The sequence below is a fragment of the Streptomyces sp. TLI_55 genome, from assembly GCF_900206255.1.
GTDB classification, from domain to species: Bacteria; Actinomycetota; Actinomycetes; order Streptomycetales; family Streptomycetaceae; genus Streptomyces; species Streptomyces aquilus.
Map to the genome: position 1 here is coordinate 2,670,779 of NZ_OAOJ01000001.1, position 12,959 is coordinate 2,683,737.

At 71.4% G+C, this 12,959-nt stretch carries 14 protein-coding genes; 7 read left to right on the forward strand and 7 right to left on the reverse strand.

Going from position 1 to position 12,959, the window contains the following annotated elements; genetic code table 11:
- Positions 1-32: 32 nt before the first annotated feature.
- The gene (locus CRP56_RS12400) at positions 33-1,355 is read left to right on the forward strand and encodes an MFS transporter (protein ID WP_257040736.1); all 1,323 of its coding nucleotides are present in this window, start codon (positions 33-35) and stop codon (positions 1,353-1,355) included.
- 5 nt (positions 1,356-1,360) lie between these two features.
- On the opposite strand, the gene CRP56_RS12405 is transcribed toward CRP56_RS12400, so the two are convergent.
- Positions 1,361-1,588: a hypothetical protein gene (locus tag CRP56_RS12405; protein WP_079306454.1), complete on the reverse strand. Its 228-nt coding sequence runs from the start codon at positions 1,586-1,588 to the stop codon at positions 1,361-1,363.
- A 58-nt stretch (positions 1,589-1,646) separates the two neighbouring features.
- Between CRP56_RS12405 and map the strand changes: the two genes are divergently transcribed.
- Both map and CRP56_RS12415 read left to right on the forward strand, forming a co-directional pair.
- Positions 1,647-2,504, forward strand: a complete 858-nt coding sequence (map, locus tag CRP56_RS12410) for a type I methionyl aminopeptidase (protein WP_097263262.1) — start codon at positions 1,647-1,649, stop codon at positions 2,502-2,504.
- Between the two features lie 112 nt (positions 2,505-2,616).
- The gene (locus CRP56_RS12415) at positions 2,617-3,264 is read left to right on the forward strand and encodes a biliverdin-producing heme oxygenase (RefSeq protein WP_097263264.1); all 648 of its coding nucleotides are present in this window, start codon (positions 2,617-2,619) and stop codon (positions 3,262-3,264) included.
- 18 nt (positions 3,265-3,282) lie between these two features.
- Here CRP56_RS12415 and CRP56_RS12420 read toward each other — a convergent pair whose 3' ends face one another.
- Complete coding sequence (locus CRP56_RS12420; RefSeq protein ID WP_097263266.1) at positions 3,283-3,939, reverse strand: PhzF family phenazine biosynthesis protein; 657 nt, start codon at positions 3,937-3,939, stop codon at positions 3,283-3,285.
- Positions 3,932-4,591: a hypothetical protein gene (locus CRP56_RS12425; RefSeq protein ID WP_257040741.1), complete on the reverse strand. Its 660-nt coding sequence runs from the start codon at positions 4,589-4,591 to the stop codon at positions 3,932-3,934. The genes CRP56_RS12420 and CRP56_RS12425 overlap by 8 nt, the downstream gene beginning before the upstream one ends.
- A gap of 455 nt (positions 4,592-5,046) precedes the next feature.
- Between CRP56_RS12425 and efeO the strand changes: the two genes are divergently transcribed.
- From efeO to CRP56_RS12445, 4 genes are read left to right on the forward strand one after another with little or no spacing between them, the layout of a single operon-like run.
- The gene (gene efeO, locus CRP56_RS12430; RefSeq protein ID WP_097263268.1) at positions 5,047-6,201 is read left to right on the forward strand and encodes an iron uptake system protein EfeO; all 1,155 of its coding nucleotides are present in this window, start codon (positions 5,047-5,049) and stop codon (positions 6,199-6,201) included.
- 14 nt (positions 6,202-6,215) lie between these two features.
- Entirely contained in the window at positions 6,216-7,475 is a 1,260-nt protein-coding gene (gene efeB, locus CRP56_RS12435) for an iron uptake transporter deferrochelatase/peroxidase subunit (protein ID WP_097263270.1), read from the forward strand.
- Between the two features lie 6 nt (positions 7,476-7,481).
- Positions 7,482-8,354 carry an iron uptake transporter permease EfeU gene (gene efeU / locus CRP56_RS12440; protein WP_097263272.1) on the forward strand — a complete coding sequence of 291 codons (873 nt, stop codon included), beginning with the start codon at positions 7,482-7,484 and terminating at the stop codon, positions 8,352-8,354.
- On the forward strand, positions 8,314-9,318 hold the full coding sequence (locus tag CRP56_RS12445; RefSeq protein ID WP_097263274.1) for a hypothetical protein: 1,005 nt from the start codon (positions 8,314-8,316) through the stop codon (positions 9,316-9,318). Before efeU ends, CRP56_RS12445 begins: the two co-directional genes overlap by 41 nt.
- A gap of 33 nt (positions 9,319-9,351) precedes the next feature.
- Here the strand turns inward: CRP56_RS12445 and CRP56_RS12450 are convergent, their stop codons facing one another.
- The 4 genes from CRP56_RS12450 to CRP56_RS12465 form a co-directional block, all read right to left on the reverse strand.
- Positions 9,352-10,086 carry a bifunctional DNA primase/polymerase gene (locus tag CRP56_RS12450; RefSeq protein ID WP_097263276.1) on the reverse strand — a complete coding sequence of 245 codons (735 nt, stop codon included), beginning with the start codon at positions 10,084-10,086 and terminating at the stop codon, positions 9,352-9,354.
- 202 nt (positions 10,087-10,288) lie between these two features.
- Positions 10,289-10,909, reverse strand: coding sequence for a TetR/AcrR family transcriptional regulator (locus CRP56_RS12455; protein ID WP_097263278.1), 621 nt, complete (start codon positions 10,907-10,909; stop codon positions 10,289-10,291).
- A gap of 44 nt (positions 10,910-10,953) precedes the next feature.
- Positions 10,954-11,835 carry an RICIN domain-containing protein gene (locus tag CRP56_RS12460; RefSeq protein ID WP_097263280.1) on the reverse strand — a complete coding sequence of 294 codons (882 nt, stop codon included), beginning with the start codon at positions 11,833-11,835 and terminating at the stop codon, positions 10,954-10,956.
- A 126-nt stretch (positions 11,836-11,961) separates the two neighbouring features.
- Positions 11,962-12,951 carry a small ribosomal subunit Rsm22 family protein gene (locus tag CRP56_RS12465; RefSeq protein WP_097263281.1) on the reverse strand — a complete coding sequence of 330 codons (990 nt, stop codon included), beginning with the start codon at positions 12,949-12,951 and terminating at the stop codon, positions 11,962-11,964.
- Between the last annotated feature and the right edge of the window lie 8 nt (positions 12,952-12,959).

Sequence of the window (12,959 nt, forward strand, 5' to 3'; positions counted from 1 at the left end):
GGGGTGGGCGTCCCGCCGGAGCATGGCGGCTCGTGACCGCCACCGACGCCGACGCCGATCCGGCGCCCTCCCGCCTGCGCTCCGTCCTCCCCGACCTCGCGCCCTGGCGGGCCTCCGCCGACTTCCGGCGGCTGTGGGTGTCGGGGCTGGTCTCGTACTTCGGCAGCTTCCTGACGTTCGTCGCGCTGCCGGTGCAGATCAAGGAGCTGACGGGGTCGACGGCGGCCGTGGGGGCCATCGGCGCGGTGGAACTCGTCCCGCTGATCGTGTTCGGGCTGTACGGCGGTGCCCTCGCCGACGCGCTCGACAAGCGCGGCCTGATCATCTGGACGGAGGCCGGGCAGGGCCTGCTGAGCGCGGTGCTGCTGCTCAACGCGCTGCTGCCGCGGCCGGCCGTGTGGCCGCTGTATGTCGTGGCCGCCGTCTCCTCGGCGCTGACGTCGGTGCAGCGGCCCGCGCTCGACTCGCTGTGGCCACGGATCGTGGCGCACGACCAGCTGCCGGCCGCGGCCTCCCTCAACACCTTCCGCTGGACGGTCGGCGGGGTCGCGGGCCCGGCGCTGGCGGGTGTGGTCGTCGCGTACGCGGGCCTCGGCTGGGCCTACGCCGCCGACCTGGCGACCTTCGTGGTCTCGGTGGCCCTGATGATCCCGATCGCGGCCTCCCCGGCCGCGCACGAGGCGGCGAAGCCGTCGCTGAAGGCGATCGCCGAAGGCGCCCGGTACGCGTGGGGCCGCAAGGAGCTCCTCGGCACCTACGCCGTCGACGTGGTCGCGATGCTGCTGGCGATGCCGCTGGCCGTGCTGCCGTTCCTCGCGGACGAGCTGGACGCCGAGTGGTCGCTGGGCCTGATGTACGCGACGGTGCCGCTGGGCGCGATGCTGGTGAGCGTGACGAGCGGCTGGACCGCGCGCGTCCACCGGCACGGCCGGATGGTCGTGCTGTCGGCGGCGCTGTGGGGCGTGGCGATCGCGGCGGCCGGGGTCGTGGGGAACGTGTGGCTGGTGCTGCTGTTCCTGACCGTGGCCGGGGGCTGCGACATGGTCAGCGGGATCTTCCGCGGGGTGATGTGGAACCAGACGATCCCGGACGAGCTGCGGGGCCGGCTCGCCGGGATCGAGCTGCTGTCCTACTCGGTCGGCCCGACCCTCGGCCAGGTCAGGTCGGGCGGTTTCGCCGCCTGGTGGGGGGTGCGGGCGTCGGTGTGGTCGGGCGGGCTGCTGTGCGCGGGCGCGGTGGGGCTGCTGGCCCTGTGCCTGCCGAAGCTGATGACGTACGACGCCCGCACGGACGACCACGCGGCACGGGTACGGGCCCAGCGCCAGGCGGCGCAGGCGAGCCCGGCCGAGGCCTGACCTGATCAGTCCTCGTCCGCGCCCTTCGCGGCGTCATGCCACTTCGGGTCGTTCTCCCACTGGAGATTGCGCTCACGGGCGGTCTCCATCGCGTGTTCGGCCTCCTGCCGGGAGGCGTACGGGCCGAAGCGGTCCTTGGCGGGGCAGTCCGGCCCCTCCTCGACCTTCTTGTGCTCCAGGCAGTAGTACCACTCGCCCGGCTTGCCGACCGTGCGCTTCTTGAACAAGGCCATGACCTGCTCCTCTCGCCAGGGACATGTTCCCCCACCGCGGCTCGTTAGACTCGCTGGCATGTCTGGCCAGTCGCTGCTCGTCCCAGGGGAACTGTCCCCCACCCGTTCCGTGCCCGGAAACATCCGTCGCCCCGAGTACGTCGGCAAGCCCGCGCCGACGCCGTACACCGGTCCGGAGGTGCAGACGCCCGAGACGATCGAGGCGATGCGGATCGCCGGCCGTATCGCGGCCCGGGCGATGGCCGAGGCGGCCAAGAAGATCGCGCCGGGCGTCACGACCGACGAACTGGACAAGGTGGCGCACGAGTACATGTGCGACCACGGCGCCTACCCCTCGACGCTCGGCTACCGCGGCTTCCCCAAGTCGCTGTGCACGAGCGTCAACGAGGTGATCTGCCACGGCATTCCGGACTCGACGGTCCTCCAGGACGGGGACATCGTCAACCTCGACGTGACGGCGTACATCGGCGGGGTGCACGGTGACAACAACGCCACCTACCTGGTCGGGGAGGTCGACGAGGAGAGCCGCCTGCTGGTGGAGCGCACCCGCGAGTCCCTCGACCGGGCGATCAAGGCGGTCAAGCCGGGCCGCCAGATCAACATCATCGGCCGGGTCATCGAGTCGTACGCCAAGCGCTTCGGCTACGGCGTGGTCCGTGACTTCACCGGACACGGCATCAACTCGTCCTTCCACAGCGGCCTGATCATCCCGCACTACGACAGCCCGCACGCGACGACGGTCATCCAGCCCGGCATGACGTTCACGATCGAGCCGATGCTGACGCTGGGCACCCACGACTACGACATGTGGGACGACGGCTGGACGGTCGTCACGAAGGACCGCAAGCGGACGGCGCAGTTCGAGCACACGCTGGTGGTGACGGAGAGCGGCGCCGAGATCCTGACGCTGCCGTAGCCCGCCGGGACCCGTCCCCCTGCTGGGGGCGGGTTTTTTCTTGTACGGTTTTACCGACAGGCTGTCGGCAAACCTATTGACTTAGGTAAGCCTTACCTTGAGGATATGGCGCATGGACTCCTTCTCGACAGTCATCCGCACCGCGTCCCACGAACAGCACGTCGAGGCGGAGACCTCGTCGTTCATGAGCGACCTGCTCGGCGGCCGGCTGGGCGTCGACGCGTACGCGCGCTACACCGAGCAGCTGTGGTTCGTGTACGAGGCACTGGAGTCCGGCGCGGACCGGCTGGCGTCGGACCCGGTGGCCGGGTCCTTCATCCAGCCGGAGCTGTACCGGCTGGGCGCGCTGGAGCGGGACCTGGAGCATCTGCGGGGCCCGGGATGGCGTACGGGACTGTCGGCGCTGCCCGCCACCCGGGCGTACGCGGACCGGGTGCGCGAGTGCGCCGAGCGCTGGCCCGCCGGATACATCGCCCACCACTACACGCGCTACCTCGGCGACCTGTCCGGCGGCCAGCTCATCCGCGACAAGGCGGAGCGGACGTGGGGCTTCGCGCGCAAGGGCGACGGCGTGCGGTTCTACGTGTTCGAGGGGATCGCCAACCCGGCCGCGTTCAAGCGGGGTTACCGCGAACTGCTGGACGCGGTCCGGGCGGACGACCTGGAGAAGCAGCGGATCGTGGCGGAGTGCAAGCGGGCGTTCGCGCTGAACACGGCGGTGTTCCGGGCGCTGGGGGACGAATTCCCGCTGAGCGCCTGAGATCGGCCCTGGACCCGCCTACCGCTCCGGCTCGCGCTCCAGCACCACCCGGCCGCCGATCTCCACCCAGCCGTAGGGCTGCGGGGCGGTGAGGATCTGGGAGCCCGCGCCCTGGGTGATGTTCAGGGCGCGGCCGAGCAGGTCGGTGAGCAGGATCGCCGCGGCGCCCGTCGCCTCGTCCTCGTCGATGCCGTCGTCCCGGCCGGGGAAGGCACGCGCCCTGACCCGGCCGGCGGGCTCGTCCTCCCAGGCCCAGGCGTAGATCCACTCCCCCTTGGGCGGTACGGGGAGATCGTCGACCTCCGCGGCGGAGGCGTACTGGCGGAGCGTCCTCGGCGGCACCCACTCCGCCCGCGCCTCGATCCAGCTGAACTCCCCGTCCAGCCGGGCGCCGACGGGCCCCGCGGGCGTGACCAGTTCCGGTACGTCCAGCAGCCAGGCCGTGCCGACGCAGGGGTGCCCGGCGAAGGGCAGCCGCAGGGTGGGGGTGTAGATGTCGACGACGCCGCGCTCGGGGTCGTCGACGAACACGGTCTCGCTGAAGCCGAGCTTGCCCGCGAACGCCTGGCGTTCGTCCCTGCCGGGCATCACGGAGCCCTCACGGACGACGCCGAGTTCGTTGCCGTAGCCGCCGTTGGGCGCACAGAAGACGCGGAGGACGTCGTAGTCAGTCACGGGGGCATTGAAACATTGCGCGGGCGGCGAGGGCTTCCCAGGTGGCGGCTCCGCCGGGGAGGGCTTGTACGGTCGTGGGCTCGACGGCGTACGGGAGCGAGGCGATCGTCTCGGCGTATCCGCGTTCCAGGGCGGCCCGTTGCCGTGCCGGGCGGGTCGCGAGGTCGCCCATGCGGTGCTCGCGGTCGTGCGTGAACCGCTCGGCCGCCGCGCGCCAGACCTTGTCGTCGGGCACCTGGCTGAGCACCACGGACTGCGGGGTCCGGTCCTCCGCGAGCGCCGCCACGGCCCGGTCGTGCCCGTCGAGGATGACGAAACCGTCGAGGAAGGTCACCCACCACAGCAGGACGGGCGCGAGGGTGCCCTCGCGGGCGTGCTTGCGGTACGCCTTCACCCGCCCGGCGTCCGGTGCGGAGAGCCGCCGCAGCGGCAGAACGCCGTTCCAGCCGCCCCCGCAGTACAGCTCCAGGCGCCCGCCCGGCCAGTCCCGTACGAAGTCCGCGGTCCAGACGTAGGGCGGGAACCCGGTCCGCAGGGCCAGCTCCCAGCGGCCGTCCCGCAACGGCGTTCCGTCCGCCTCTTCCAGCCAACGCGTGTACTGATGCGTCCAGTCGAGCGGCGAGCGCTGGTCGGCCGACCGCAGGGACGGCACCGGGGAGCGGTAGCCCTCGAGCCGGTGGAGGTGGAATCCGGACAGCAGCCCGCACCCACCGACCTCCCCAGCAGCAGAGGCTGTTCGCCCTGCCGCAGCAACAACCGGCGACCGTCCGCCCGTTCCCAGCGCAACGCGGCCGGGCCGGGGCGACCGTGCGTGGTCAGTACCAGCCGTCCCGGCCCCAGCAGTTCTCTGTGCCCCCTGTTCATGGGGACCAGTTCCCCCCGGCCTGGAATCTGTGAGACCCCTTTGAGCTTCCCTTGACGATTCCTTGGCGTCCGGTTTAGGTCACCGTGATCGGCTCGTGCCCTTACAGCGCCTATGAGAGGTGAATCACGGCCCGGCCGGGTATCACGCAGGTAAGCCTCGGTTAAGTTAGGGCAGCCTCACCAATCCGTGTGAGCGCTGTCACGTGATTTTTCGGCCACCCATAGCCACCCACGGGAGCCTGCATGCGAGCCGTCCGTCTGTCCGCCGTCACCGCCACCGCCACCGTGGCGGCTCTGACCGCCCTCACCGGATGCACCGAGAAGGGCGGCGACGCGAGCAGTGATCGGGTGATCAACGTGACCGCCACCGACAGCAAGTGCGAGGTGTCGACGAAGGAGTTCCCGGCCGGGCACGTCGAGCTCGCCATCGAGAACAAGGGCTCCAAGGTCACCGAGGTCTACCTCCTCTTCCCCGACGACCGCATCGTCACCGAGCGCGAGAACATCGGCGCCGGCACCAAGCAGCGGGTCACCGCCGAGGTGAAGGCCGGTGACTACACCATCGCCTGCAAGCCCGGCATGAAGGGCGACGGCATCCGCCAGGACGTCAAGGCCACCGGCGGCACCGCCGCCAAGCGCGACCCGCGCCTCGACAAGGCCGTCGCCTCCTACCGCACCTATGTGCAGGAGCAGGCCGACGCGACCCTGCCGCTCGCCGAGACCTTCGCCAAGGCGGTCAAGGACGGGGACATCAAGGCGGCCCAGAAGGCCTACGCCCCCTCCCGGATCGGCTGGGAGCGCACCGAGCCGGTCGCCGAGTCGTTCGGTGACATCGACCCCAAGGTCGACGTCCGTGAGGACGGTCTGGACGAGGGCCAGGACCCGGCGAAGGACTGGACCGGCTGGCACCGGCTGGAGAAGTCCCTCTGGAAGAACAAGAAGCTCACCGCGCGCGAGTCCGAGCTCGCCGACCAGCTGATCAGCGACCTCAAGAACTGGCAGACGCGGGTCGGCAAGGCGAACATCACCCCGACCTCCATGGCCAACGGCGCCAAGGAGCTCCTCGACGAGGTCGCCACCGGCAAGGTCACCGGCGAGGAGGAGCGCTACTCGCACACCGACCTCGTCGACTTCAAGGCCAATGTCGAGGGCGCCGAGAAGTCGTACGAGCTGCTGAAGCCCGTCGCCAAGGAGAACGACCCCGCCCTGGTGACCGAGCTGGACAAGCAGTTCGCCGCGATCGACACGCTGCTGGACAAGTACCGGACGGACAAGACGTCGTACGACTTCACCTCGTACGACAAGGTCGGCGAGGCCGACCGCAAGCAGCTGTCGGACGCGGTGAACGCGCTCGCGGAGCCGCTGTCCAAGCTCGCCGCCGCTGTCGTCGTGAAGTGAGTGGGGGACACCCGATGAGTGAGAACCCGCAGACCGACAACGCGACGGCCCCGTCCCGGCGTTCGCTCATCGGCTGGGGCGGTGCCGGGCTCGCGCTCGGTGCCGTCGCGGCCGGGGGCGCGGTCGCGATGACCCGTGGCGGCGACGACGTCGACACCGTGGCCGCCGACACGGGCGCCGCGATCGACTTCCACGGCGCCCATCAGGCCGGTATCTCCACGCCCGTGCAGGACCGGCTGCACTTCGCCGCGTTCGACGTGCAGACCGAGGACCGCGCCGAGTTCGTGCAGATGCTGAAGGACTGGACGGCCGCTGCCCGCCGGATGACCGGTGGACAGGCCGTCGGGGACGGGGCCTTCGGCGGGCTGGCGGAGGCTCCGCCGGACGACACCGGCGAGGCGGTGGGGCTCAAGCCGTCGCGGCTTACCCTCACCATCGGGTTCGGGCCCTCCCTGTTCCAGAAGTTCGGCCTCGCGGGCCAACAGCCCGACGCGCTCGTCGAGTTGCCGCACTTCGCCGGGGACGCCCTGGACAAGAACCGCAGCGGCGGCGACCTGTGCGTCCAGGCCTGCGCCGACGACCCGCAGGTCGCCGTGCACGCGATCCGCAACCTCGCCCGGATCGGCTTCGGCAAGGTCGTCATCAAGTGGTCGCAGCTCGGCTTCGGCAAGACGTCGTCGACCACGCCCGAGGAGCAGACCCCGCGCAACCTCATGGGCTTCAAGGACGGCACCCGCAACATCGCGGGCACGGAGACGGACCGGCTGAAGAAGTTCGTGTGGGTCGACGAGAAGGCCGGGCCGGACTGGATGGTCGGCGGGTCCTATCTCGTCGCCCGGCGCATCCGGATGCACATCGAGACCTGGGACCGCACTCCCCTGCAGGAGCAGGAGGACATCTTCGGCCGTGACAAGGGCGAGGGCGCCCCGGTCGGCAAGGCCAAGGAGCGCGACGAGCCGTTCCTGAAGGCGATGAAGCCCGACGCGCACGTGCGGCTCGCCCACCCGTCCGCCAACCACGGGTCGACGATCCTGCGCCGCGGCTACTCCTTCACCGACGGCACGGACGGCCTCGGCCGTCTGGAGGCGGGCCTGTTCTTCCTGGCGTACATGCATGACGTGCGCGAGGGGTTCATCCGCATCCAGCGCAATCTGGCCACGGACGCCCTCAACGAGTACATCCAGCACGTGGGTTCGGCGGTCTTCGCCGTCCCGCCCGGCGTCCGGGACAAGGACGACTGGTGGGGCCGGACGCTGTTCTCCAAGGAGGCGTGAGCGACCGTGTTCTCCAACTATCTGATCGGTCTGCGCGAGGGCCTGGAGGCCTCTCTCGTCGTCTGCATCCTCATCGCCTACCTGGTGAAGACGGAGCGCAAGGACGCGCTGAAGCCCGTCTGGACCGGCATCGGCGTCGCCGTCGCGCTCGCGCTCGGTTTCGGCTGCGCGCTCGAATTCGGCTCCCAGGAGCTGACGTTCGAGGCGCAGGAGGCGCTCGGCGGCTCGCTGTCGGTCCTCGCGGTCGGCCTGGTGACGTGGATGGTCTTCTGGATGCGGCGCACCGCCCGGCACCTGAAGTCCGAGCTGCACGGCAAGCTGGACGCGGCGCTCCGGATGGGCACCGGCGCCCTGGTCGCCACCGCGTTCCTCGCCGTGGGCCGGGAGGGCCTGGAGACGTCCCTGTTCGTGTGGACGTCGGTGCACGCGGCCGGTGACGGCACCCCGCGCCCGGTCATCGGCGCCGGCCTCGGCATCGCCACGGCGGTCGTGCTGGGGTGGCTGTTCTACCGGGGCGCGCTGAAGATCAACCTCGCCAAGTTCTTCACCTGGACCGGCGGCATGCTGGTCGTCGTGGCCGCGGGCGTGCTGGCGTACGGCTTCCACGACCTCCAGGAGGCCGGCTGGCTGCCGGGCCTGACGAACCGGGCCTTCGACATCTCCGACACCATCCCGCCGGACAGCTGGTACGGCACCCTGCTCAAGGGCATCCTCAACTTCCAGCCGGACCCGACGGTCCTCCAGGTCACGGTGTGGCTGCTGTACTTGATCCCGACGCTCGCCCTGTTCCTCGCCCCGGTAGGGTTCGCCTCCGGGAAGGGGAAGGTGAAGGTACCCGATGAGCAGGGATCGCAGCCCTCGAAGGCTTCGCAATCTTGACCGAAGAGCGCTGATAGCGGCCTCGGTGACCGCTTTGTCGCTGACGGCGAGCGGATGCGTGGTGGTGCACGGGGAACGCGAAGTCCTTCCCGCGACGACCAAGGCCGAGGCCGCGAAGGCACTTCAGGAGTTCACGACCGCGTACAACGACGCGGACAAGGCGTACGACAGTTCACTGGACGCGGACCATGTCACCGGGCCCCTCGGCGACATCGACGCGGCGCGTCTGAAGGCCGGTTCGGTGACCAGCCCGGACGGCAACCCGTCCCACACGCCGCTGAAGCTGACCGACGTGAAGTACACGATCACCGAGAAGGCGGGCTGGCCGCGCTGGTTCGTCGCGGACGCGGCCGCCAACAAGGGCGGCAGCGCGCGCTGGCTGTTCGTGTTCACCCGGGGCGGCCTCGACGAGCCGTTCCAGGCGGCGTATCTGACGCTGGTCGCCCCGGACGACGTACCGGAGTTCAAGACGGACGCGGACGGCTGGGCCGAGGCGGTCCCCGTGAACGCGACCGAACTGACCGTCGCGCCCGGGGACTTGAGCCAGGACTACGCGACCTACCTCCAGGACGGCAAGGGCAAGGTCTTCGCGGACGGCACGCACACCAGCGGGTGGCGTACCGACCGGCAGAAGGAGGCCAAGAAGCCGGGCCTGGTCAAGCAGTACATCGACGAGCCGCTCACCAGCGGCGCGTACGCCCCACTGGCGCTGCGGACGAAGGACGGCGGCGCGGCGGTGTTCTTCACCACGCGCCACTACGTGAAGCAGACCGCCGCGCCCGGCACCTCGGTGCCCGCCCAGACGGCGGCCGTGCGGGCGCTGACGACCGGCGAGGTCAAGCAGTCGCTGACGCTGGAGTCGATCTCCAACGAGATCGCCCTCGACCCGCCGAGGAGCACGGCCGGCGGCCAGGTGAAGCTGCTGGGCCGCATCCAGGGCCTGACGGCCGGCAAGGGCGAGTGAGCTGCTCTTGAAAGGGCGCCCCTCTTAAAGGAGTCAGCCGCGCAGGGGCCAGGCCGCGGAGGCATGGTCGGGCTCCGCGCCGGCATGGCGGGCGCAGGCGTCGGTGAGGACCTCGAGGAGGCTCAGCGGGTCGGGCAGCGGGTGTTCGAGGCCGCGGACCCAGTGCACGGACTGGCCCTCACCGGGCAGCTGCGCGGGCGGTACGAGGACGTACGACCCCCGGCAGTGCCAGCGCAGTCCGGGATGCTCGTCCATCGTCTCGGGGTGGCAGTCCAGCTCGCACGGCCACCACTCGTCCTCGTCCTCGGGGGTGCCTCGGGTGAGGGTGAAGAAGAGGAGGCGGCCGTCGCTGCTCTCGGCGACCGGGCCGACCTCGATGCCGGAGGCGAGCAGCCGTTCCATGGCCTCCAGGCCCGCGTCCAGGGGGACGTCCAGGACGTCGTGGACCATGCCGGTGGCGGTGATGAAGTTGGCCTGCGGCTGATGCCGGGCCCAGCGCTCGATCTGGCCGCGGTCGGTGGTGGACTGCGTCTGCCACGCGAAGGAGACGGGGTGCCGGGCGGGGGTCGGACAGCCGACCCGGTCGCAGGAACAGCCAAAGCCGGGAGCCGGGTGCGCGGCGGGCGCGAGCGGCAGTCCCGCTCCGGCGGCGGCCAGCAGCAGGGCCTCACGGCCGCCGTCGTCGGCGGCCTCCTTGGGGCGGCGTCCGCGCAGCCACTGGGTGAGTTTGCCCTGAAGGCCGGTCCGGCCGCCGAACTCCTGGCTCATCTATCCCCTCGCCTCGCTGTGTGCGGACAGCATGCCCTATGGTCCCACCATCCTGCGCTCCGGGGGGCCGGAGCCGACAACCGGGGTAGGTGGGACAGGGCGTACCGGGGCCGTCGATCGCGCACCATGGCCCGCTTTGCCGTGATTTAGCCCCCTGTCGCGCCCCGGGTTGTCGGCATGGTCACAAGAAGCACGGTGAGGGTCAGCGGGGTGCGAGCCCATGGAGGGCGTAGTCGACGAGGGTGTCGGTGTACTCGTACGAGATCGGGCCGGTGTGCTGGAGCCAGCGCTGGGCCAGCGGGGAGATGAAGAACTCCAGGGCGATGCGCGGGTCGATGTCCGGGCGCACCTCACCGGCTCGCTGCGCGGCGCGCAGCCGGTCGACGTAGAGCTGGAGGGACGGCTCCATGAGCGTGGCCGCGCATCTGCGGCCGAGTTCCTCGTCGACCAGGCCTTCGGCGGCCAGGGCCCGTGACGGCGCCGCGTACCGGGGGTCCATCAGCTGGTCGACGGTGGCCCGCAGCACGGCCTTGATGTCGGCGGCGAGATCACCGGTGTCCGGGATGACGTACGGCTCCTCCCCCGCCTCCCGCGACGCCTGGGCGAAGAGGTCCAGGAACGCCTCCAGCAGGACGTCCGCCTTCGACGACCACCACCGGTAGATCGTCTGCTTGCCGACGCCGGCGCGGGCGGCGATGCCCTCGACGGTGGTCCTGGGGTAGCCGACCTCGACGACGAGCGCGAGGGCGGCCTCGTAGATGGCACGGCGGGACTTCTCGCTGCGACGGCTGGAGTCGGGGGCAGAGGGTTGCTGCTTGGGCATGGGGTGACGGTACCAAGGAGGTGAGACGGAGCGTCTCGCCCCGCTCAGAGCGTGGTCGTCTCCCACTGCTGCTGGGGCACTCCCTCGCAGGTCCACAGCTGCACGCGCGTCCCGTCCGTCGTGCCCGGCCCCTTGATGTCCAGGCAGTAGCCGTCGGGCCCGTGGAACTCCTCCCCCACCCGCCGCCACCGCTGCCCCTTGCCGCCGTCGCAGGGGTGCATCTCCACCGGGGTGGCGTCGGCGGCCACGCCCACCACGGTCAGGCAGTTCCCGCCGAAGCCGACGAGGGTGCCGTCGGAGCCGTACCGCCACTCCATCTCGGCGACGTGTTCGCAGTGCCAGATCTGCACCGGGGTGCCGGGGTCCGTCAGCGGTCCGTAGACGTCCAGGCACATCCCGGTCCACGGGGCCTCGGCGCCCTGGATGCGGACCCTGGCCGGGGTGGTGCGGGGGGCGTTGTCCATGGGGGTCTCGCCGGGCGTCTCCTCGGGCGGCTGCGCGGCTGCGGTGGAGTGCCTGTGGGAGGCGGGCGGCGGGGTGTCCGGCGGGGGTGCGGTCCCCGGCGGGCCGGACGCCGGTGTCGACTCCGACGCCGTCGCCGGCGACGGGCTCGGGGAGGACACCAACGGGGTCGCGGTGGACGGCGGGGACGGGGTGGCGGACCGGGCGACGGCGGCGCTGTCGTCGCCGACGCGCTGGTCAGCGGCGTCGTCCAGGTGCGCCAGCACGCCGAAGAAGACCGCGATGGCGATGGCCGCGACGCCCAGGAGGGCCTTGGCGATCTGCTGGGTGGTGGAGTCGGCGGACCGCATGACGACGATCAGCAGGCCGGAGACGACGGCTGTGCCGCCGGTGATGACGAGCGCCAGGACGAGCACGGGTACCTCCGCGATGGAGCCGTCCCCGGTCCGCCCGGAGTCCCCCACAGCCCCCACTCCCGCTTCAACGTGCGGGCGGCTCTGGGCGGTTCCGGACGGGGAGGGGCGTGCGGGGGTGTCCGTCCGGGGAGGTGTGCGCCTGCGCGCGCCGGTCGTGGGGCCGGTGCGGGCGTCTCAGTCGTGGGCCGGCGGCCACGCGTCGCCCCAGTCCGCGTCCCGTGCCGCCTTGTACAGGTCGCCGTGGCGTTTGGTGACCGTCGTCCGGGTCAGGCGTTCGTCCGGCTCGCACAGGTCGAGGAGGACCTGGCCCTTGCGGATCTGAGGGCGGCGGACGATGCGGGCAGCGGCCGGGGTGACGGGGAAGCGGGTGGCGGCGACGTAGCTGAACTTCTCGTCCTCGTAGGCGAGGGAGCCGCCCTTGACCTTGCGGTGCAGGGAGGAGCGGCTGACCCGGGCCGAGAAGTGGCACCAGTCCTCGCCGGGGACGATCGGGCAGCGGGCGCTGTGCGGACAGGGGGCGGCGATGTGGAAGCCGGCGGCGATGAGCCGGTCCCTGGCCTCGATGACACGGGCGTAGCCGGCCGGGGTGCCGGCCTCGACGATCACCACGGCCTGCGCGGCGGTGGCGGCGGCGTCGACGAGGGCGGTGCGGTCGGCGGGGGTGAGTTCGTTGAGGACGTAGGAGATGGTGACGAGATCGGTGCTCTCGATAGAGAGCGCTGCTCCGATACGAGAGCGCTGCCACTTCGCCGCGCCGAGCGCCGGGTTGGCGGCGGCGATCTCGCGGCCCAGGGCCAGTGCGGCTTCGGCCCAGTCGAGGACGGTGACCGGGCGGGTGCCGTCCCAGGTGGCGGTGACGGCCCAGGTCGCGGCGCCGGTGCCGCCACCGACGTCGACGTGGCTCCGCGGGGACCAGTCGGGGGCGGCCGCCGCGAACTCCTCCAGCGCCGACCGCACGGCCTCGAAGGTGGCGGGCATCCGGTAGGCGGCGTACGCGGCGACGTCCGCGCGGTCGCGGAGGATCGGGGCGTCGGTCGGGGTGGCCCCGCGATAGTTGGCGATCAGCCGGTCCACGGCCTGGGCGGCCTGCTTGGGCGGAAGACCGTCGAGGAGACCGGCGAGGGCGGCACGGAGGGTCTCGGCCGGGAGTACGGGGGCGTTCACCCGGTGAT

Excerpts from the sequence above, each read along its gene's own strand:
- CRP56_RS12405 (WP_079306454.1), bottom strand. The coding sequence starts at position 1,588 with ATGGCCTTGTTCAAGAAGCGCACGGTCGGCAAGCCGGGCGAGTGGTAC.
- map (WP_097263262.1), top strand. The coding sequence starts at position 1,647 with ATGTCTGGCCAGTCGCTGCTCGTCCCAGGGGAACTGTCCCCCACCCGT.
- CRP56_RS12415 (WP_097263264.1), top strand. The coding sequence starts at position 2,617 with ATGGACTCCTTCTCGACAGTCATCCGCACCGCGTCCCACGAACAGCAC.
- efeO (WP_097263268.1), top strand. The coding sequence starts at position 5,047 with ATGCGAGCCGTCCGTCTGTCCGCCGTCACCGCCACCGCCACCGTGGCG.
- efeB (WP_097263270.1), top strand. The coding sequence starts at position 6,216 with ATGAGTGAGAACCCGCAGACCGACAACGCGACGGCCCCGTCCCGGCGT.
- CRP56_RS12445 (WP_097263274.1), top strand. The coding sequence starts at position 8,314 with ATGAGCAGGGATCGCAGCCCTCGAAGGCTTCGCAATCTTGACCGAAGA.
- CRP56_RS12450 (WP_097263276.1), bottom strand. The coding sequence starts at position 10,086 with ATGAGCCAGGAGTTCGGCGGCCGGACCGGCCTTCAGGGCAAACTCACC.
- CRP56_RS12455 (WP_097263278.1), bottom strand. The coding sequence starts at position 10,909 with ATGCCCAAGCAGCAACCCTCTGCCCCCGACTCCAGCCGTCGCAGCGAG.